Origin of the sequence: Faecalibacterium sp. IP-3-29 (assembly GCF_023347335.1) — a bacterium.
Classification (GTDB): Bacteria; Bacillota; Clostridia; order Oscillospirales; family Ruminococcaceae; genus Faecalibacterium; species Faecalibacterium duncaniae.
The window spans coordinates 1528663-1549304 of the sequence record NZ_CP094471.1 but is presented as its reverse complement, the minus strand read 5'-3'; the positions used below and the strand labels follow the sequence as shown (position 1 = coordinate 1549304).

Here is a 20642-nt window from a genome sequence, read left to right as displayed (position 1 = left end):
TCACAAATAAGTCATACTAATGCGGCGGATTTGGGCGCTCTGCACAGAAACGATCGCGAATTTGTAGTCAAAGCCCCTCTTGCCAAGCGGCGGGGATTCTTTTATACTTTCCTTAAAGGAAAACTTCCCGACAATGGTGTTGGCGTGTGCGGCCGGCCCTTCCGGCGGGAAATGGAGCAGGAAAAAGGAGACCATCATGTCTACGACCACAAACTTCTGGGAGCTGCTGCAGCAAAGGCAGGATGAACTGACAAAATCCGGCCGTGCTGTGGCAGATTACCTTGTCCACCATGCCGACGAGGCACAGTACCTTTCCATTTCCTCCCTTGCGCGGGAATGCAAGGTGGCAGAGGCAACGGTGTTCCGCTTCTGCCGGGCATTGGGCTTTGAGGGCTACCATGAGATGCGCATTTCGCTGGCGCAGGCCAACGCCACCGGTGCGCTGGTCAACCAGCATGAGCCGGAGCCGGGCGCTACCACCGCCAGCCTGTGTGAGCACGCCAGCGGCCTGTTTCTCACTGCCATCAACGGCACCCAGAATTCTCTTTCGCCCGAAGCCGTGGAGCAGGCTGTGGATCTGATGCGTGCCGCGCGGCAGGTGTTCTGCCTGGGTCAGGGCGGCAGTATGCTGCTGGCCAACGATATCTGCGCCCGCTTTTCCAGCCTGTCCAATAAGTTCCGCACCGCGGGGGACAGTCATCTGCAGATCCTGGCTGCCAGCCTGATGGGCCCGGAGGATGTGGTGCTCTTTATCTCCTATTCCGGCGCGACCCGCGATATGCTGGAAACGCTGCGCACGGCCAAGGCATCCGGCGCAAAGATCATTTTGCTCACCCATTATGAGGATTCGCCCGGCGCAGCCATGGCGGATGTGGTGCTGCGGTGCGGTGCGCAGGAGAGCCCGCTGGATTCCGGCAGCATCCCCATCAAGGTGGCGGTGCTTTATGTGGGCGAGGTGCTCCTGCTCCGTTATATGCTGGATGACCCCGAGCATACCAACGAAGCCCAGGACCGCACCAGCGAGGCGGTGGCCATCAAGTTGATCTGAACAGTAAAACAGGCGGCATCCAACTTTGGTTGGAGCCGCCTGTCTTTTCGTTATAAGAGCGCTATAGTTTCATCCGGGAGCTGCTTCTGGTAGTAGGTTACCTTCCACCGGATAGTTTCCGGTTCCACCGGCGCAAAGTGGAGCGAGGAACAGGCGGTGCGGGTATCACCCTGCTGCTTTCCGCTCACAAAGATCGCCGTTGGGCCGTCTGCCCCGCCGATGATGCCAATGGCTCCATCTTCCGTGGGTGCGTCGCTTTTCCGGATGGGCTTATCACTAGAGGCGCAGTCGTTCACCTGCACCCAGCCGGTGGTCACGGCGGGGGTCAGGGTGTAAGTCATTTCCACAAATTCCCGGGGCCATTCCATGGGCGGCCCCATGTGGGGGAGGTCATTCTCCGGCAGCCGGGCCGGTTTCAGGTCTTTGACCGTCAGCACGCAGGGCACACCGGTGACGGGGTGGGCAAACTCCACGACCTTTCCGGGCGCTGCCGTGAACTGCACCGCTTCGGCAGGCTGTTCCCGCTGGGTGAGGGTCAGTGTCAGGCTGGTGATGTGGGCAGGCCTGCGCTTTGTCGCCCAGGGAAAGCTCCACTGCCGGAGATCCCAGCCTTGTTCCGGGTCAAGCCCGTAGTGCTTCACGATGTCCCGCGCGGCCTGTTCACCGCTGCAAACGATCTTCTCTTCGGAGCGGAGGGGGTTATAATATTCCCCGGCACCGCGGCTGTACTCCACGGTTTTGCCGTTGATGGCTACACTTGGCAGATAGTCAAAAGAACCAAACGGGTCCTCGGCTTCGGCCAGTTCGACAGCTTCCGGCGGGCATTCGTCAATATCCATCCCTTCGTAAGCGGCCAACTTCTGGTAATGCGCTTCGATCGCTTCACGCTCCACCCGGCGGCAGATGTCTACAACCAGCCCTTTTCCACAAAGGTAAATCGCCGGGATGATGAAATGCTGCCCGCCCCACACCGAGTGTGCCCCGCAGGACACTTCCTGCCCGGGGCGGCCCCGATGCGGGCGGTGACAGCCCGGATTGTCCTCAAAATAAACCTTCCACTCCATCTGCGTTCCACCTTTCCATACAGTTTTCTCTATTGTAGCGTAGGAAAGATTTTCTGTCAACCGACGCTTTTTCGCTAGGTGCCGCTCATATCCTGCCGCCTGTCCGAATAGACTGTTTCCGAGAAGCAGACGCAGAAGGTGCGGCCTTGCCGCCCGGTGCGGACGGGAGAGAGGAGAGAGCAATTTGGAAAAACAGGAGTGTTTGGAAGCCACTGTCTGCCGGGAGATCGGGGCACGCACCGGCGGGGAGATCCTGATCGGGGTGGTGGGGCCGGTGCGCACCGGCAAGAGCACCCTCATCAAGCAGTTTATGGAGCAGCTGGTGCTGCCCGCCATCGGCCCGGCGGACGCAAAGCTCCGGGCCCGGGATGAGCTGCCGCAGTCGGCGGCAGGGCGAACGATCATGACCACAGAGCCGAAGTTCATCCCGGAGCAGGCCGTGCCGCTCCAACTGGAGGGCGGCGGGGAGTGCCGTATCCGGCTCATCGACTGTGTGGGCTATATGGTGGAGGGAGCCATGGGCCACGAGGAGGACGAGAAGCCCCGCATGGTCAAAAGCCCCTGGTTCGAGGAAGAGATCCCCTTTGACCTTGCCGCTGAGACCGGCACCCGCAAGGTCATCCGGGATCACTCCACCATCGGCATCGTGGTCACCACCGATGGCTCCATCAGCGAGATCCCCCGGGAAAACTACCTGCCCGCCGAAAAGCGGGTGGTGGAAGAGCTGGAAGCGCTGGGCAAACCCTTTGTCATCCTGCTCAACAGTACCCGCCCGGATGCTCCGGAGACAAAGGCTCTGGCCGCAGAGCTGGAACAGGACTACGGACGCACGGTCCTGCCGGTGAGCTGCCTGGATCTGCAGAAAGATGACCTGCTGTCCATCCTGCAGCGTGTCCTCTACGAATTTCCGGTGCGGGAGCTGGATTTTGCCATTCCCCGCTGGGTGACGATGCTGGAAAAGGGCCACTGGCTCCAGAACGAGATCTACACGGCGGCACTCCAGTTTTCAGAGAAGATCAGCCGGATGAAGGATGTTCCAGCCCAGAACAGTGCCGGGGCGCTGGCCGGGGATTCGGTGCAGGAGTCTGCCCTGAGCGGCATGAACCTTTCCGACGGTGTGGTGCGGGTGACCGTTCTGCTGAAGCCAGAGGTGTTCTACCGCGTCCTCAGTGAGCAGACGGGGCTGGAAATTGGCGACGAAGCGGGCCTGATGCCCTGCATCATTGAGCTATCCCGGGCAAAACGGGAGTACGAGAAGATCCGCAGTGCACTGGAACAGGTGGAAGCCACCGGCTACGGCATCGTGATGCCCAGCATTGAGGAGCTCTCGCTGGAGGAACCGGAGATCGTCCGGCAGGGCGGGCGGTACGGTGTCCGGCTGGAAGCCAGCGCACCCTCCATCCATATGATGAAAGCCGTCATCCACACCGAGATCAGCCCCATTGTGGGCACCGAGAAGCAGAGCGAGGATCTGGTGCAGAGTCTGCTGGGCGATTTTGAAGCCGACCCGGAGAGGCTGTGGGAATCGAACATCTTTGGCAAGAGCCTGCATGAACTGGTGAATGAGGGACTGCAGAACAAGCTCCTCCACATGCCGCAGGAAGCCCGCACCCGCCTGCAGGAAACGCTGGAACAGGTCATCAACGATGGCTGCACCGGATTGATCTGTATTCTGCTGTAACAGCTAAAAACCACTCGGTCGCAGCGTTTCCGTCTGTGACCGGGTGGCTTTCTGTTTATGCCAAGGGCTCCCCTATTAGGGGAGCTGGCGCGCGTCAGCGCGACTGAGAGGTTTGATCCGTTTCAAACAGCCTTCAAAACTGCTCAATGTATCATGGAATCGAATCCCCTGTGCGGCCAACTTTGAGCTGTCCATCACAAGGTTGCGGGAGAAATCAGCAGGCTCGATCTGCACCTGCACGCCCAGCGCTTCGGCAAACTGCCGGGCCGTTGTGACCATGTCGGCATCGTTCCCGCTGCCAAAATTGTATACACCGCCGGGCAGCTGCAAGGCGGGGAAGAGCTGTTCCACCACCTCCCGCACCCAGCTGACACCCCGGTGGTCGTTCGGTGAAAAGCGAACGGGAGTACCGTTTTGTGCGGCCTGCAGCAGGTTCAGCGGCAGATTGCCCCGGAGGGGCAGGCCATCGCCGGGCAGATCGTACATCCACGGAGCCCGCAGAAGCACCGCCTCCGGGCAGAGCGCAAGGACCCGCTCCTCGGCCTCCAGCTTGTGCTGACCATAGGTGTTGGCGGGGGAGAGCGGCAGCGTTTCGGGCAGGGGGTCGGGCTGGGTCACACCTGCGTACACCTGATCCGAGCTGAATGAGATCAGTTTGGCCCCGGTGTCCCGTGCAGCTTTTGCCATCCAGACAGGCAGTTCGACGTTGGCACGCTGGGATTCCTCCGGGTGCTGCTGGCAGTAGCCGGTATCGGACAATGCCGCCAGATGCAGGATAACATCCGGCTGCACGGTTTCCACAAAACGGCGAATGGCGGATTCATCGGCAGCAGCCAGAGATCCGCGCGGGAAGGTGAAAAGCTCTGCACGGCCCTGCCACTGGTGCAGTACCCGGGAACCCACAAAGCCGGAGGATCCGGAAATTAAGATTTTTTTCATGATGTTTTCCTTGCGCGTACTTTTGCAAAACGCACTTGTTCTAAAAGAATGCTGACGGTCTTAGAAGTATCAGTCCACGAGAAACCGCCATCGTAACGGGTCAGCGTTGCATCATCTGCCAGAATGTCAATCAGTTCATCCTGCTCTGGCATGAGCCGGGCAGCCCGCAGGGTCAAATAGGTGTCCCGCGTAACAAACAGCGTGTAAGGACTTGAAACCTCAAACCAGATAGGCTCGTTGTTTTTACTGAACGTGCGCATCAGGGCTTCCCACCGGGTCTGTGTGACGCTCAGAAACACAATGGGGCTGTCCCTGTAATAACGTACCTGATAGCCGACTGTGGTGTAATAAACTCCTGTCTTTGCATTCCTGACTGCATTTTTCTGAATGGTGCGGATAGACCCGTAGGAATCAGAGGGAAGTACTTCACGGGTCTCTTCTACTACAAGATCTTCGGCAGGCAGGTCCACATAGGAGTGCATCATCCAGTAGCGCCAGCCAAAGAAAGCGCAGATCAGGGCCAGCAGTCCGCCCACAGCGGCCAGCGTGTTTTTTACCTGCCGGGTGCGCAGATTCTTTTTTACGGTGCTCAGCGCCTCAGCGGCCTCAGCGGCCTGCTCTTCCTGTACCGCAGTTTCCTGGGGCGGGGCGTCCATTTCAGCCAGCAGGGCAGAGCAGGCGGCACAGTCTCTCAGGTGCTCTGCCACATCGGCGGAAGTCTGTTCGTCGCAGACGTGATCTTTATAAAGGGGCAGAAGGTCCTGAACCAGGTAGCAGGGTAGTTTCATAAGATGGCCTCCTTCATTTTCATCCGGGCGCGGTAAAAGGTCACCCGCGCCCAGCTTTCGGTCTTGTGGTGCAGTGCGGCGATCTCTGCAAAGGTCAGTTCGCCGTAGACCCGCAGCCAGAACACCTCCCGGTACGGTTCGGGCAGGGCATGAAGCTTCTGGTAAAGGCTCAGTGCTCCTTCCCGCTGCTCCAGTTCTTCCCCCGGCAGGGGGGCGGGGCTAGGCACATCCGTCAGAGTGTCGTCCAGCGGGGGCAGTTCCCGCTTCTGCCGCCGGTATGTATCCGTCAGGGTGTTTTTGGCAATCTGACACAGCCAGACATTCAGTGCACAGCCGCCCTTGAACCCGTCAATGGCATCCAGCGCCTTGTAAAAGGTCTCCTGGGTCAGTTCTGCTGCCAGTTCCTCGTTTTGGCACAATGTCATCAGGTAAGCGTACACGGGCTTGTAATACTGCAGATAAATCTGCTCAAAACTGCGGTGCTCCATGTGCGCATCCCTCCTTTTTGGTGTGTTTTGGAACCGGTTCGCCCATAAGACGGCAAAACCGCCGGAACGTTACAAGTTTTCCGAAAAAATTTTCAAAGACCAAAAAAGCCGCCATGGCCTACCCAGAACCACAGCGGCAGAAAGCTCAGTGCACCAAAAACAGTTCCAGCACAAGCACCACGGCACAGCAGGAGACGGACACCTGAAACAGACTGGCTCCGAACCATGCGGCGGCGATGCCCACTACCAGCGCGGCGGCACCGGCAATGGGGCTCTGGGTGGCGTTGATGATGGCCGGGAAGGTCATCACGGCCAGCGTTACATAGGGCACATAGTAGAGGAAGGACTGGATGAACTGGTTTTTGATGGGTTTGCGGATAAGGGTCAGCGGCAGTACACGGATGGCGTAAGAAACAGTGGCCATCACGGCGATATAGACCCAATTATTGTAGGTCATGCCTGCACCTCCTCAGTTCCGGCAGCTTCTGGTGCTTCGGGTGTAACAGGGAACAGAACGGCTGCCCCGCAGGAGATCAGCACCGTCAGCAGGATGGTGCGGGTGCCGTCCGAAAGGGAAGCGATGCCGGGCAGGCGGCCGCAGGCGAAGCTCAGGGCAAAGCTCAGCATCACCAGCACGGCAACGACTCTGTTCTTCCGGGCGGGGGGAATGATGATGGCCAGGAACATGCCGTACAGGGCCACGCTCAGGGCGCTGACCACACGCACCGGCAGCAGATTGCCTGCAATGATGCCCAGCGCTGTGCCCATGGCCCAGGCGGGGGCCGCCAGCGCAATGGCACCGTAGGTGTAGAACGGGTTCAGATAGCCGGGCCGTGCGATCGTGATGCCAAACAGCTCGTCGGTGACATCGTAGCCGATGATGAGCCGGTGGAAGAACGGCGTGCCGGGGGCAAATTTCTGGGCCAGAGCACAGCTCATCAGCAGGTAGCGCGCGTTGGCGATCAGGGTGATGATGGCAACTTCCAGATAGGTGGCACCGGCGGCGATCAGCGAAAAGGCTGCATACTCACCGGCAGAAGCATTGTTGAACAGGCTTGCAAAAAAGCCCTGAATTGGGGTCAGCCCCGCATTGCGGGCTGCAATGCCCAATGAAAACGAGACAGCAAAATAGCCCAGCGCAATGGGCACACCATCCCGCATCCCTTCGCAGAATACCTTGCGGCTGAATGCGTAGGGCTTTTGAGTGGTTTCCATGAGTGGTTACTCCTTTCCTACTTCAAGACACAAAAATAAGTATAGCACATCCGGTAGGAATTGACAAAAGAAAAAGGCTCAGGTTTTTGATCGAAACCTGAGCCTTTTTCAAAGAAGGGAGCGTGGCTTAATCCACAACATCCTCAAACTGGCTGTTGTACAGGTCAGCGTAGAAACCGCCGGCCTCAATGAGCTGGTCGTGGGTGCCCTGCTCCACAATGTCGCCGTCCCGCATGACAAGGATGAGGTCTGCATCCCGGATGGTGGACAGGCGGTGGGCGATGACGAAACTGGTACGGCCCCGCATCAGGTTGTCCATAGCAGTCTGGATGCGCTGTTCGGTTCGGGTGTCCACACTGCTGGTGGCCTCGTCCAGGATCAGGATGCGGTTGTCGGCCAGAATGGCCCGGGCGATCGTCAGCAGCTGCTTCTGGCCCTGACTGACGTTGGAAGCGTCCTCGTTCAGCTCCATCTGGTAGCCGCCGGGCAGGGTGCGGATGAAGTGGTCGGCATTGGCGGCCTTGGCGGCGGCAATGACCTCTTCGTCGGTGGCATCCAGACGGCCATAGCGGATATTCTCCATGATGGTGCCCTTGAACAGCCAGGTGTCCTGCAGCACCATGCCGAAGCCCTCGCGCAGGGCACTGCGGTCAAAGTCGCGGATGTCGTGGCCATTCAGGGTGATGGAGCCGGAATCTACATCGTAGAACCGCATGAGCAGCTTGACCATGGTGGTCTTGCCGGCACCGGTGGGGCCAACGATGGCGACCTTCTGGCCGGGCTGCACCTTACAGCTGAAATCGTGGATGATGGTCTTTTCGGGCACATAACCGAACCGGACATGGTCAAAGGTGACCTGACCATCAATGCAGGCAGGGTCTGCCCGGCGGGCAGGGTCGGCCAGCTGATCCTCTTCGGGCTCGTTCAGGAACTCGAACACGCGCTCGGCAGCGGCGGCCATGCTCTGCAGCATGTTGGACACCTGTGCCAGCTGCTGGATGGGCTGGGTGAAATTGCGGACATACTGGATAAAAGCCTGGATATCGCCGATGGTAATGATGCCGTTGGCGGCAAAGATGCTGCCGACGATGGCAACGGCTACATAGCCCAGGTTGCCCACAAAGTTCATAATGGGCTGCATCAGGCCGGAGAGGAACTGGCTCTTCCAGGCGGATTCAAACAGCTTGTCGTTGGCGGCGTTGAAGTCCTCCAGCACGGCGGCCTCCCGGTTGAAGGCCTTGATGACATTGTGGCCGGAGTAGACCTCCTCCACCTGACCGTTCACAACGCCCAGGGTGGCCTGCTGGGCCTTGAAGTATTTCTGGCTGAACCTGACCACCAGCATCACCAGCACCAGAGAGACGGGCAGGATGAGCAGTGCGATCAGGGTCATTTTGGGGCTGATGGACAGCATCATGATCAGCACGCCGATCATGGTGGTAATGCTGGTGATGAGCTGGGTCACGCTCTGGTTCAGGCTCTGGCCCAGGGTGTCCACATCGTTGGTGATGCGGGAGAGCACCTCGCCGACTGTCCGCTTTTCAAAGTAGGCCAGCGGCAGGCGGTTGATCTTTTCGCTGATCTGGCGGCGGAAATCATAGCAGACCTTCTGGGAAAGGCCGGTCATCAGCCAGCCCTGAATGAAGCTGAATGCGGCGGAGCAGAGGTACATGGCCAGCAGGATGAGCAGGATCTTGCCGATGTAGGCAAAGTCGATGCCGCCGATCCCCCGCAGCTTGGCGATCCAGCCGGTGGCAAGGGCCGTGGTGGCCTTGGCCAGAATTTTGGGGCCTGCGATATTGAAGATGGTGGAAAGGATGGCAAAGACCATCACAACGATGAGGGAGAGCTTATACTGGCTCAATGCGCTGAGGAGCTGCCGCAGAGTGCCCTTGAAATCCTTGGCGCGCTCGGTGGTCTGTTTTCCGGGTCTCGGCATATCACTCATCCTCCTTTCCGGTGTTCAGGTCTTGCAGGTTGAGCTCCTTCTGGCTCAGCTGGCTCCTGGCGATCTCCTGATATTCAGGGCAGGTGGCCATGAGCTGCGCGTGAGTGCCCTTGCCCACCAGCCTGCCGTCGTCCAGCACCAGGATCTGATTGGCGTGGAGGACGGTGGAAATGCGCTGTGCCACAATGATCACAGTGGCGTTGTCGGTCTCTTCCTTCAGCGCACGGCGCAGGGTGACATCCGTCTTGTAGTCAAGGGCAGAGAAGCTGTCGTCGAACAGATAGATCTTCGGCTCCTTGGCAATGGCACGGGCGATGGAGAGCCGCTGCTTCTGGCCGCCGGATACATTGGAGCCGCCCTGTGCAATGGGGCTTGCATAGCCCTCGGGCTTTGCGTCGATGAACTCGGTGGCCTGTGCGATGGAAGCCGCCTTCTTCATGCCCGCATCGGTGATCTGCGCACCGCCGAATTTCAGATTGCTCTCGATGGTGCCGCTGAACAGAATGCCCTTCTGGGGAACATAGCCCAAAAGGCTGTGGAGCTGCTCCTGCGGCATCTCCCGCACATCGATGCCATCAATGGTCACGCGGCCGCCGGTGACATCATAAAAGCGGGGGATGAGGTTGAGCAGGCTGGATTTGCCGCAGCCGGTGGAGCCGATGATGGCTGTGGTCTCGCCGGGGTTTGCGGTAAAGCTGATGTGCTCCAGCGCATCGCTGTCGGCACCGGGGAAGCGGAAGCTGACATCCTCGAACCGGACCACGCCATCCCAGTCCTTCTTTTCAAGGGCGGGCTTTGCGGCGGCAGCGTCCGGATCATGGATGGAAGCCTTGGTGCGGCAGACCTCGTCGATACGGTCAGCGGCCACACCGGCACGGGGAAGCATCACGGCCACCATGGCCAGCATCAGGAAAGACATGACGATCTGCATGGTGTAGGTGATGAATGCGATCATCTCGCCTACCTGCATGTTTCCTGCATCCATGGCCTTGCCGCCGAACCAGACGATGAGCAGGCTGGTGCCGTTCATGATCAGGGTCATAAAGGGCATCATGGCCACCATGGCGCGGTTGGTGAACAGCTGGGTGCCCATCAGCTCCCGGCTGGCAGCATCAAAACGCTTTTCCTCAAAGGATTCGCGGCTGAATGCACGCACCGGCATCACGCCGGTCAGGATCTCGCGGCTGACGAGGTTCAGCTTGTCCACCAGCGTCTGCATAATCTTGAACTTGGGCATGGCGACGCTCATCAGAACCGTGATGAGCAGAAGCAGAGCGGCCACGTCCAGCACGATGATCCAGGCAAGGCCGGTGTTGCCCTGGGTGACGTGCATCACGCCGCCGATGCCCAGAATGGGAGCGTAGGCCACCATGCGCAGCAGGATGACACAGGTAAACTGCACCTGCTGGATATCATTGGTGGTGCGGGTGATCAGGGAAGCGGTGGAGAAATTCTCGATCTCTGCGTTGGAAAAATGGATGACCGAGGAGAAAGTCTCTCTGCGCAGCTCCCGGCCGATGGAAGCTGAGACGCGGGAGGCGATCAGGCCCACCAGAATGGCAACGACCACCATCAGCAGGGTCAGGGCCAGCATCTGGCCACCCACCCGGAAGAGGTAGGCCATCTGCACATCATGGGAAACGCCCTGTGCCTCATATTCCAGGCTGACCAGCAGAGTAGCCTGACTTGCCATGCTGGAAAGGGTGGTCTCGTCCACCTGTTCCATGGCGCTGGCCAGCTGCTGCTGGATCATTTCCCGTGAAAAGCCGGGCATCTGGGCCATGGCTGCGAACTGGGCACAAACGGCATCCAGATCTTCTGCCGTAGGAGCAGCGGTCATGGCTTCTGCTTCATCCCCGGCAGGGGCGTTGGCATTCTGCGCCGCCGCCATATACAGCACGATATCCGGTGTGGTAACGGCCTCCTCCAGAGCGGTACGCTCAGCATCGGTCAGGTCACTGCGGAGCTTCAGAACACCATCGTCCTGAAGATAATATCCGTAGGCATTCTGCAGTGCATCCGCATCCTCTTCGCTCATCAAAAGCGAGAGGGTATCCAGTGTGCTTTGGCGCACAGTCTCCGGCAGGGGGCTTTCAATGCCGCCCTGCTGGATGCCGGTGTCCACGATCCTGCTCGTGTAATCCGGCAGGGAAAGGTCGCAGTAGGCTTGCACGAACAGCAGAGCCACCACGGCAAGGCAGGCGGCCCAGTGGCGGGCCAGCTGCTTGAAAATTTTACCCATTTTCGTTTTCTCCCTTCAATTTTGCTTGTTGCTCCGCATTTTCCGCTTCCACAGCCTCCAGCAGTACACCGGTCAGGGAGAACAGCTGCTCCCGCTGCTCTTCCGGGATGCGGCAGATGACCCGCTCAAAGTAACGGCTGATGGCAGTTTCGACCTGGCGGCTGGCATCCAACCCCTTTTCCGTGGGGCGCACCAGCGTTTTGCGGCGGTCATTGGGGTCTGTGATCCGCTCAATGAGTCCATCCTGCTCCAGCTGGCGCAGCGCGCGGGAAACAGCGGGCAGGGGCTGTTTGACGGCGGCAGCCAGATCGGAAACATAGATGGTGCCATTCTGGCCATGCTCTTCAATGGTCATCAGCACGCCTTCCAGCATGATGAAATGACACTTGGGGCAGCTTTCCAGTGCCATTTTGGCACCGCGTTTGCCTTCTGTGCTCAGCCGATGCAGATAATGGACCACGGCGAACAGTTCCGGTGCGCTCTTCTGCGGCATACGAATCCTCCTTATCACTTGACGGATGCAAATACTTAACACATGATAACTATTTGCTAATGACAATAATATACCCGCCTGCATCGGAATGCAAGCGGGTAAAAATGAACTTTTTGAAAACTCTGAAGATCCTGCACATCAAGGAGAAAAAATCACTCGTGGAGCTGACGTTCTTCCACCAGACTCTCTCGTTTGCTGCTGATACGTCCCAGCCCGTAGGCCAAAAACGTGGCGCAAAGCAGGTTTAGCCATGCCAGTGATGCACCGCTGAAGGTGTTGGTAACGCCTATGAGAAGGTTTGCCAGACAGAGCAGCCTCACCATCTGTCCAATTTTGTTCAGGTGGGAGATACGGGAATCCACATCCGAAAACATATCAAAGGGACCTAGCTGGGCGCTGCGGCGGAAATATCCCCAACTGAAGCAATGCCCAACGCTCTGTGCTTCCAACTCTCCCATGAAACTTTCAAAATCCGGGGAACTGTCCAGCATGGCAAGCCGGATGATGTACTGGCCGGGTTCCGTCTTTTCAAAGGTGTAGGTGCAGAACCCGGCATTCTGCAGGGCCCAGCCCTCCTGCGCCATTTCGTTGAGCCAGCGTTCTTCTTTTTCAAATTCCCAGACCCAGAAATTCCGATGCAGCGTTTTTGTTTCACTCATACCTGTTCCTCCTGTAAAATGGCGCGGCCATTGGCAGCAAGCTCCTCCAGCCGGACCAGCTCCTGTTTGAGCACCTTCAGCCCGGCGGAGGTCAATTGGTATTCTTTTTTGCGGCTCCCGCTTTCCATGGGCAGGGGAGAGATCCAGCCCTTTTCGCACAGGGCATTCAGGGCACCGTACAGGGTTCCGGCAGCCAGCCGTACCCTTCCGCCGGAGAGCTGCTGGGTCTCCTGCATGATGCCGTAGCCATGCCGCGGATGATAGAGGGAAAGCAGGATGTAGTAGGTGGTTTCCGTCAGTGCCGGATTTTCCATTATATCACCTCACTTTGTATCGCTATACGATATATCATGGATGAATTATATCGCTTCTCGATATAACTGTCAAGGGGCTGAAAATAAAAAAGCTCTCCCGGAGGGGAGAGCAAAGACAAACAACCAGAGAAAACCGGTCAACGATCGTGGAACAGTCGGTTATCCACCCAGATGCAGACGCAGGCACCCAGCACCGAGATAACAAAGGAGCTGATGCTGCCGGTGGCATGGATGCCGATGAGGCCGAACAGGAACTCGCCCACAAAGCTGCCCAGAATGCCCAACACAATGTTGCGGCCGGTGGAGGTCTGGGTGCCCATAAAGCGGTTGGCGATGTGACCGGCCAGAGCGCCTACCAGCACGCCCACGAGCAGGGAAGCCAGCAGGCCGATCAGAGAGAACAGGCCCATCAGCACGCCCACCAGAGCGCAGATCAGGGCAAGGACGATCAGGATAGACAATGTAATCATACAGAAGCCTCCTTGGTTTCTTTTGTAAGAACGGCGTTTTCTGCCGCGTACCGGCAGATATCGTTCAAACAGCACTTTTCACATTCGGGTTTGCGGGCATTGCAGACAGCCCGGCCATGCATCACAAAGCGGTGGCACAGGTCGCTGCCTTCCTCCGGCGGGATGATCTTCCACAGGGCCATCTCCACCTTCTGCGGCTCCTTGATGCCATCCACCAGCCCGATTTTATTGCACAGCCGGATGCAGTGGGTATCTGTGACGATGGCGGGCTTGCAGAACACATCACCCATGATCAGGTTGGCGCTCTTGCGGCCCACGCCGGGCAATGCCAGCAGCGCTTCAAAGGTGGTGGGCACTTTGCAGTTGTATTTATCCCGCAGTACCCGCATACAGGCCGAGATATCCCGGGCCTTGCTGCGGCCCAGCCCACAGGGCTTGACGATGGCCTCGATTTCCTCGGGCTCTGCCGCAGCCAACGCTGCTACATTGGGGTATTTTGCAAACAAGTCCTGTACCACAATGTTCACCCGGGCATCAGTGCACTGAGCCGCCAGCCTGACGCTGACCAGCAGCTGCCAGGCGTGGTCGTAATCCAGCGTGCAGGCTGCATCCGGATATTCTGTTTTCAGCCGGTCGATGACCTGGAGCGCCAGCTCCTTTTTGGCAGAGAGATCTTCTGCCGCAGCGGCTATCTTCATCTGTACCCCTCGTTTCTCGTAAATGTACTATGATAATAGCATGTTTCGACCTTTTTGTAAATGGGATTTGCAGCATCCATCTGAGAATGATTTTCATTATTGCTCTTGCTGTTCGTGTAAAAATGAGGTATACTATTTCTATATAAGGCCCATGCAGAACAGCAGGGCAGTACAGGAGGGAACGCCCGATGAATGAACCGCTGGCGCAGCGTATGCGCCCCAAAACGCTGGCCGAAGTCTGCGGCCAGCAGCATCTGCTGGCCCCGGGGCGGGTGTTCCGCCGCACCATCGAGAGCGGGCGTATCCCCAATATGATCTTTTACGGCCCATCCGGCACAGGCAAGACCACCGTGGCCCGGATCATTGCCGAGAACAGCGGCATGACGCTCCACAAGCTCAACGGCACTTCCTGCGGCACGGGGGATATCAAGGCAGTGCTCAAGGATATCGGCACACTGGCCGGGGCGGGGGGGATCCTGCTGTACCTCGATGAGATCCAGTATCTGAACAAGAAGCAGCAGCAAAGCCTGCTGGAGTGCATTGAGGACGGAACTGTGACCTTAATCGCCTCCACCACCGAGAACCCCTATTTTTACATCTATAATGCACTGCTTTCCCGCTGCACTGTGTTCGAGTTCAAATCGCTGACAGCTGCGGATGTGGAGCAGGGGCTGCGGAACGCCCTGAAAAAGCTTTCGGAGAGCGAGGGTACGCCCATCCGGATGGAGGACGATGCCTGTGCCTATCTTGCTGAGAGCGCGGGCGGCGATCTGCGCAAGGCACTGGGTTGCCTTGATTTTGCAGTGACGGCGGCGGCTCCCGAACCGGAGGGAAAACACATCACGCTGGATATGATCCAGCAGGTCACCCGCCGCACTGCCATGCGGTACGACCGGGACGGCGATGACCACTATGATATCGTGTCGGCTTACCAGAAATCCATGCGCGGCTCCGACCCGGATGCAGCGCTCCACTATCTGGCCCGGCTGCTGGAAGCCGGGGATCTGCCCTCTGCCTGCCGTCGGCTCATGGTGTGCGCCTGCGAGGATGTGGGCCTTGCCTACCCGCAGATCATCCCCATCGTCAAGGCGGCGGTGGATATCGCCAACGCGGTGGGCCTGCCTGAAGCGCGGCTGGCCCTGGCGGATGCAGTTGTGCTGGTGGCGACCAGCCCCAAATCCAACAGCGCCCATGATGCCATCAACGCTGCCATTGCGGATGTGCAGGCCGGGCGTACCGGGCCCATTCCCCGCCAGCTGCAGAACAAGCACTATGACGGCGAGGATGCGCTGGTAAAGGGCCAGAATTACAAGTATGCCCACGATTACCCCAACCACTGGGTCGAGCAGCAGTATCTGCCGGATGTGCTCAAGAATACAAAATACTACACCTTTGGGGAAAACAAGAACGAGCAGGCCTCCCGCGCATATTGGGCGCGGATCAAGGGCGAAGAGAACGTATAAAGGGAAGAGAAGGAGAGAGGAAGATGCGTTATTCCAAACAGCGGGAGCTGGTGCTGCGCACCGTGGAGCAGCTTTGCGACCACCCCACCGCCGAAGAGATCTTTGATAAGGCGGCCCCGGAGTGCCCGGGCCTGAGCCTGGGCACTGTCTACCGCAACCTGAACAGTCTGGTGGAGGCAGGCATGGTGCGCCGGGTGTCCATTCCGGGCAGGGCGGATCGTTTTGATCACACCCTGTGCTGGCACAGCCACCTCTACTGCACGGCCTGCGGTGGCGTAGTGGATGCCGATGTGGACGAGAAACAGGTGATGAGGCTGGTGCGCCGCCAGAAGGATGTTGTAGTGCAGGACTGCGCTGTGGTGCTGTTCGGCCTGTGTGAAGCATGCGCCAAAAAGCAGGCAGAAGGCTGAATTACCCCGAAGGATTCTGAAATTTGCGGTTTCCCACTTGCCCTTATGGCAGAAAGAGGGTATACTAAAAAGAGCTTTTGAAAAATAAGGATGGTTTTTATTGGAATACATTAACTTTGAACACAACGAGACGGCTGCGGAGCTGGTGCGTGCGGCTTACGACACCCCGCCGCTGGCCTTTGTACACAGCTATGGCTGTCAGCAGAACGTCAACGATGGCGAGCGCATCAAGGGCGTGCTGGTGGATATCGGCTACGGCCTGTGCGATAAGCCCGAGGATGCAGACCTCATCCTCTTCAACACCTGCGCCGTGCGGGAGCACGCCGAGCAGCGCGTGTTCGGCAATGTGGGTGCACTGAAGGGCCTGAAGGAGAAAAAGCGCGGCCTGATGATCGGCCTGTGCGGCTGCATGGCCAACCAGAAACATGTGGTGGAAAAGCTGCGCAAGAGCTATCCCTATGTTGATCTGGTCTTTGGCGTGGATGGCATCGATACGCTGCCCCAGCTCATTGCTCAGAAGCTGCAGAAGCATAAGCGCGTGCTGATGGAGCCTGCCCAGCGCCCGGTCATCGTGGAGAACATCCCCATCCGGCGCGAGAGTGAGTTCCGCGCCTGGCTGCCCATCATGTACGGCTGCGACAATTTCTGCACCTACTGCATCGTACCTTATGTGCGGGGCCGTGAGAAGAGCCGCAAGCCCGGCGATATCCTGGCGGAGTTCCGGGGGCTGGTGGAAGCCGGATACAAGGAGATTACCCTGCTGGGCCAGAACGTGAACAGCTACGGCAAGGGCCTGGAGGAACAGGTGGACTTTGCTGATCTGCTCAATCTGCTCTGCGCTGTGCCCGGCGATTACCAGATCCGCTTTATGACCAGCCACCCGAAGGATGCCAGCCACAAGCTGATCGACACCATTGCGGCCCAGCCCCACCTGTGCAAGCACCTGCACTTGCCGGTGCAGTGCGGCTCGGATGAATTGCTGAAAAAGATGAACCGCCATTACACCATCGGGCAGTACATGGAGCTGATCGAGTACGCCCGCAAAAAGGTGCCCGGCATTACCTTCTCCAGCGATATCATCGTGGGCTTCCCCGGGGAAACGGAGGAGGATTTCCAGGACACGCTGGAACTTGTGAAGAAAGTCGGCTACATGCAGTTGTTCACCTTCATCTACTCCAAGCGCACCGGCACCAAGGCAGCGGAAATGCCCGACCCCACCCCCCGCGCGGAGAAAACCGACCGGATGACCCGTCTGCTCAAGGTGCAGGACGAGATCGCAATGGATCTGGTCCGGCAGCAGGTGGGCCAGACTGTCCGGGTGCTGGTGGAAGGCTATGGCCGCAGCGACGGAACCCTCTCCGGCCGGTTGGACAACAACCTGACCGTGGAGTTTGCCGCAGACCCCGCCCTGATGGGCAGCTACGCACAGGTGCACCTGACCGGTGCCCGCGCCACCGTCCTGCTGGGCGAACTGGAAACGTGATCCCGGGGCACACCGGCCCCAATGATAATGTAACTATAAAAACAAACACATCAAAGGAGATTTTTGATTATGGATTGCATCGATCTGTTCAAGCGCGCCGCCATGGCACTGCAGACTGACCCCCGTTACCTGGCTCTGGATCAGGCCCGCAAGGCAAACGACAAGGATGAGGAGCTGCAGAATCTCATCGGGGAATTCAATCTGGCCCGCATGGATCTGAACAACGAGATCAGCAAGAACGAGCGCAGTGATGAGCGCATCGCCGAGCTGAACACCAAGGTCAACGACCTGTATGGCAAGATCATGGCTGACGAGGGTATGACTGCTTACAACGAGGCAAAGCGCGACTGCGAGAACCTGGTCAACTACATTGATGCCATCATCAACACCGCAATGAACGGCGGCGACCCCATGACCGTGCAGGAGCCCAGCGAATCCTGCACCGGCAGCTGCTCCACCTGCGGAGGCTGCCACTAACAGGTAAAATGAGAACGCGGCTGCAAATCGCAGGCCGCGTTTTCCTTCCATTCGCAGTTACTTACTGCAAACCGACGGAAAGAAGCAAAGCGGCATAGCCCGCAGGAAAGGTGAACGATTATGGCAGAACTGTCGCCCATGATGCAGCAGTATATGGACATCAAGAAGCAGTATAAGGACGAGATCCTGTTTTACCGCATTGGCGACTTTTACGAGATGTTCTTTGACGATGCGCTGACCGCCTCCCGGGAGCTGGACCTGACCCTGACGGGCAAGCAGTGCGGTATGGAAGAGCGTGCCCCCATGTGCGGCGTGCCCTTCCACAGCTACGAGGGCTATGTGGCCCGCCTGATCGCCAAGGGATACAAGGTGGCGATCTGTGAGCAGATGGAGGACCCGTCCAAGGCAAAGGGACTGGTCAAGCGCGATATCATCCGGGTGGTCACGCCGGGCACTGTCATTGAGAGCAGTATGCTGCAGGATGACAAAAACAACTACATTGCAAGCATTTTTCTGAAAGGGAATGCGGCGGGCATCTGTTTTGCCGATGTTTCCACCGGTACGGCCCACATCACCGAGCTGAAACGAGAGAAGATCGTGCCTGCCGTGATCGCGGAGCTCTGCCGCTACCATCCCAGCGAGGTGCTGATGAATCCCGGAATGCTGGACTGCCGTGAGCTGACCGGCTATATCAAAAAGAACATGACCTGCTCTGTGGAGCTGGTGGAAGAGGAGCGCTACGCTCCGGGTCTGGTGGCCATCTCGTTGGAAAATCAGTTTGGCCGCAATTGGGATGAGACGACCTCTATTGATAAAAAAGGTCTGGTGCGGTTTGCCATGGCCGCGCTTCTGGAATACCTGCACACCACCCAGATCAAAGGTGTGGAGCGCCTGAAGACCGTCATCAGCTACAATGAAGCCCAGTATATGCAGCTTTCGCCTGTGACGCGGGCCAACCTTGAACTCACCGAGACCCTGCGGGGCCGCGAGAAGCGGGGGACCCTGCTCTGGGTGCTGGACAAGACCAGCACTGCCATGGGCAAGCGGCTGCTCCGCACCTGGATCGAGCAGCCGCTGCTTTCCAGCGATGCCATCAACCACCGTCTGGATGCTGTGGAAAGCCTGGTCAACCAGACCGTACAGCGCGGCGATCTGATCGAAGAACTGCATTACATCGCCGATCTGGAGCGTATGATGACCCGCACGGTCTACGGTTCAGCCACGCCCAAAGAGATCTATGCCATGGCACAGACCTGTGAGCGCCTGCCCAGCCTGCGCCAGCAGGCCGAAAGCTGCGGCTGCGCCGAACTCAGCGAAATCGTCTCCAGGATCGACCCGCTGAGCGATATCAAGGACAAGATCTATGCCGCTGTGGACCCTGACGCACCTTCTACCCTGAAGGATGGTGGTGTCATTGCCAAGGGCTACCACCCCGAGGTGGACGAGCTGCGTTCCATCCGCGATAACACCAAGGGCGTGCTGGCTCAGCTCGAGACCCGCCTGCGGCAGGAGACCGGCATCCCCAAGCTGAAGATCGGCTATAACCACGTGTTTGGCTATTTCATCGAGGTCAGCAACTCTTATAAGGCACAGGTGCCGGAGAGCTACATCCGCAAGCAGACTCTGACCACCGGCGAACGCTACATCACACAGGAGCTCAAGGAGCTGGAAAATAAGATCCTGGGTGCCCACGAGCGGCTGATCGCTCTGGAACACCGGCTGTTCAATGAGCTGCTGGAAAGCATTGGTGCCCAGCTCGACCGCATCCAGCGTACAGCCAACGCCGTGGCAGAGCTGGACGTACTGGCTGCTCTGGCTCAGGTGGCAGCAGAAAACAACTACTGCCGCCCCACTGTGGATGAGAGCGACCAGCTGACCATCGTGGAGGGCCGCCACCCTGTGGTGGAGCAGATGCTCAAGGGCAGTCTGTTCGTACCCAACGATACCACCCTGAATTGCGGTGAGGATCGCTGCCTCATCATCACCGGCCCTAACATGGCAGGCAAATCGACCTATATGCGCCAGAATGCGCTGATTGCCCTGATGGCACAGATCGGTTCCTTTGTTCCGGCCAGAGAGTGTCATGTGGGTGTAGTGGATGCCATCTTTACCCGTATCGGCGCGTCGGATGACCTTTCGGCAGGTCAGTCTACCTTTATGGTGGAGATGACCGAGGTGGCAGAGATCCTGAAGAACGCTACCTCCCGCAGTCTGGTGGTGCTGGATGAGATCGGGCGCGGCACGTCCACCTTTGACGGCATGAGCATTGCCCGCGCCGTGGTGGAGCACATCAGCGACCCTGCCAAGGGACTGGGCTGCAAAACCCTCTTTGCCACCCATTACCACGAGCTGACGGACCTTGAGGGCACCATCAGCGGCGTGAAAAATTACAACATTGCGGTGAAAAAGCGGGGTGAGGACATCACCTTCCTGCGCCGCATCGTTCGCGGCCCTGCCGATGACAGCTATGGCATCGAGGTGGCAAAGCTGGCCGGTCTGCCCGGCACTGTGACCCGCCGCGCCCACGAGGTGCTGCGCGCACTGGAAGCCACTGCCCCCAAGAACAAGGTGGAGCAGATGGACTTTGACGCGCTGCAGGAGTATAACTCTCCCGCAGTGCCCAGCGAGGTGCTGGAAAAACTGGATGCGCTGGATGTGGAAACGCTGACCCCCATTGAAGCGCTGAATTTCCTGTACGAGCTGAAAAAGACCTTGAAGGGCAGCCTGAACGGCTGATTTCCTAAAAAACAGGGGAGGGAACG

20 protein-coding genes are annotated in these 20642 nt (G+C 58.4%); 7 read left to right on the top strand and 13 right to left on the bottom strand.

Features of this window, described 5'->3' with window-relative positions; all coding sequences use genetic code 11:
• Nucleotides 1-196: 196 nt before the first annotated feature.
• On the top strand, nt 197-1048 hold the full coding sequence (locus tag MTP40_RS07415; RefSeq protein WP_005934417.1) for a MurR/RpiR family transcriptional regulator: 852 nt from the start codon (nt 197-199) through the stop codon (nt 1046-1048).
• 50 nt (nt 1049-1098) lie between these two features.
• On the opposite strand, the gene MTP40_RS07410 is transcribed toward MTP40_RS07415, so the two are convergent.
• The gene (locus tag MTP40_RS07410) at nt 1099-2112 is read right to left on the bottom strand and encodes a sodium ion-translocating decarboxylase subunit beta (protein WP_249259096.1); all 1014 of its coding nucleotides are present in this window, start codon (nt 2110-2112) and stop codon (nt 1099-1101) included.
• A gap of 184 nt (nt 2113-2296) precedes the next feature.
• Between MTP40_RS07410 and spoIVA the strand changes: the two genes are divergently transcribed.
• On the top strand, nt 2297-3793 hold the full coding sequence (spoIVA, locus tag MTP40_RS07405) for a stage IV sporulation protein A (protein WP_207683892.1): 1497 nt from the start codon (nt 2297-2299) through the stop codon (nt 3791-3793).
• Nucleotides 3794-3868: 75 nt separating this feature from the next.
• Here spoIVA and MTP40_RS07400 read toward each other — a convergent pair whose 3' ends face one another.
• From MTP40_RS07400 to MTP40_RS07345, 12 genes are all read right to left on the bottom strand, one after another.
• Nucleotides 3869-4732 (bottom strand): SDR family oxidoreductase, encoded by an 864-nt coding sequence (locus MTP40_RS07400; protein WP_249259095.1) that lies wholly within the window; start codon nt 4730-4732, stop codon nt 3869-3871.
• Complete coding sequence (locus MTP40_RS07395) at nt 4729-5520, bottom strand: zf-HC2 domain-containing protein (RefSeq protein ID WP_249259094.1); 792 nt, start codon at nt 5518-5520, stop codon at nt 4729-4731. The genes MTP40_RS07400 and MTP40_RS07395 overlap by 4 nt, the downstream gene beginning before the upstream one ends.
• On the bottom strand, nt 5517-6008 hold the full coding sequence (locus MTP40_RS07390) for an RNA polymerase sigma factor (protein ID WP_117476140.1): 492 nt from the start codon (nt 6006-6008) through the stop codon (nt 5517-5519). Before MTP40_RS07390 ends, MTP40_RS07395 begins: the two co-directional genes overlap by 4 nt.
• Before the next feature lie 145 nt (nt 6009-6153).
• Entirely contained in the window at nt 6154-6465 is a 312-nt protein-coding gene (locus tag MTP40_RS07385) for an AzlD domain-containing protein (protein ID WP_249259093.1), read from the bottom strand.
• The gene (locus MTP40_RS07380) at nt 6462-7223 is read right to left on the bottom strand and encodes an AzlC family ABC transporter permease (RefSeq protein ID WP_249259092.1); all 762 of its coding nucleotides are present in this window, start codon (nt 7221-7223) and stop codon (nt 6462-6464) included. The genes MTP40_RS07385 and MTP40_RS07380 overlap by 4 nt, the downstream gene beginning before the upstream one ends.
• 127 nt (nt 7224-7350) lie before the next feature.
• A complete protein-coding gene (locus MTP40_RS07375) occupies nt 7351-9162 on the bottom strand; it encodes an ABC transporter ATP-binding protein (RefSeq protein WP_156065783.1) in 1812 nt (603 codons plus the stop codon).
• A 1-nt stretch (nt 9163) separates the two neighbouring features.
• Nucleotides 9164-11413, bottom strand: coding sequence for an ABC transporter ATP-binding protein (locus MTP40_RS07370; protein ID WP_249259091.1), 2250 nt, complete (start codon nt 11411-11413; stop codon nt 9164-9166).
• On the bottom strand, nt 11406-11906 hold the full coding sequence (locus MTP40_RS07365; RefSeq protein WP_156065779.1) for a MarR family winged helix-turn-helix transcriptional regulator: 501 nt from the start codon (nt 11904-11906) through the stop codon (nt 11406-11408). The genes MTP40_RS07370 and MTP40_RS07365 overlap by 8 nt, the downstream gene beginning before the upstream one ends.
• Before the next feature lie 152 nt (nt 11907-12058).
• A complete protein-coding gene (locus MTP40_RS07360; RefSeq protein WP_207683888.1) occupies nt 12059-12565 on the bottom strand; it encodes a DUF2812 domain-containing protein in 507 nt (168 codons plus the stop codon).
• Nucleotides 12562-12879, bottom strand: coding sequence for a PadR family transcriptional regulator (locus MTP40_RS07355; protein WP_117534147.1), 318 nt, complete (start codon nt 12877-12879; stop codon nt 12562-12564). The genes MTP40_RS07360 and MTP40_RS07355 overlap by 4 nt, the downstream gene beginning before the upstream one ends.
• Before the next feature lie 137 nt (nt 12880-13016).
• Nucleotides 13017-13349 carry a GlsB/YeaQ/YmgE family stress response membrane protein gene (locus MTP40_RS07350; RefSeq protein WP_005934393.1) on the bottom strand — a complete coding sequence of 111 codons (333 nt, stop codon included), beginning with the start codon at nt 13347-13349 and terminating at the stop codon, nt 13017-13019.
• Nucleotides 13346-14047 (bottom strand): endonuclease III domain-containing protein, encoded by a 702-nt coding sequence (locus MTP40_RS07345; protein WP_207683887.1) that lies wholly within the window; start codon nt 14045-14047, stop codon nt 13346-13348. Before MTP40_RS07345 ends, MTP40_RS07350 begins: the two co-directional genes overlap by 4 nt.
• A gap of 188 nt (nt 14048-14235) precedes the next feature.
• On the opposite strand from MTP40_RS07345, the gene MTP40_RS07340 reads away from it, so the two are divergent.
• The 5 genes from MTP40_RS07340 (at nt 14236) to mutS (ending at nt 20616) form a co-directional block, all read left to right on the top strand.
• Entirely contained in the window at nt 14236-15510 is a 1275-nt protein-coding gene (locus MTP40_RS07340) for a replication-associated recombination protein A (RefSeq protein ID WP_005934388.1), read from the top strand.
• A gap of 23 nt (nt 15511-15533) precedes the next feature.
• Nucleotides 15534-15920: a Fur family transcriptional regulator gene (locus MTP40_RS07335; protein WP_098922258.1), complete on the top strand. Its 387-nt coding sequence runs from the start codon at nt 15534-15536 to the stop codon at nt 15918-15920.
• Between the two features lie 100 nt (nt 15921-16020).
• Nucleotides 16021-17403 (top strand): tRNA (N6-isopentenyl adenosine(37)-C2)-methylthiotransferase MiaB, encoded by a 1383-nt coding sequence (gene miaB, locus MTP40_RS07330; RefSeq protein WP_005934386.1) that lies wholly within the window; start codon nt 16021-16023, stop codon nt 17401-17403.
• Nucleotides 17404-17472: 69 nt separating this feature from the next.
• Nucleotides 17473-17880 (top strand): YlbF family regulator, encoded by a 408-nt coding sequence (locus MTP40_RS07325; protein WP_207683886.1) that lies wholly within the window; start codon nt 17473-17475, stop codon nt 17878-17880.
• A 120-nt stretch (nt 17881-18000) separates the two neighbouring features.
• A complete protein-coding gene (gene mutS, locus MTP40_RS07320) occupies nt 18001-20616 on the top strand; it encodes a DNA mismatch repair protein MutS (RefSeq protein WP_097771180.1) in 2616 nt (871 codons plus the stop codon).
• Nucleotides 20617-20642: the final 26 nt, after the last annotated feature.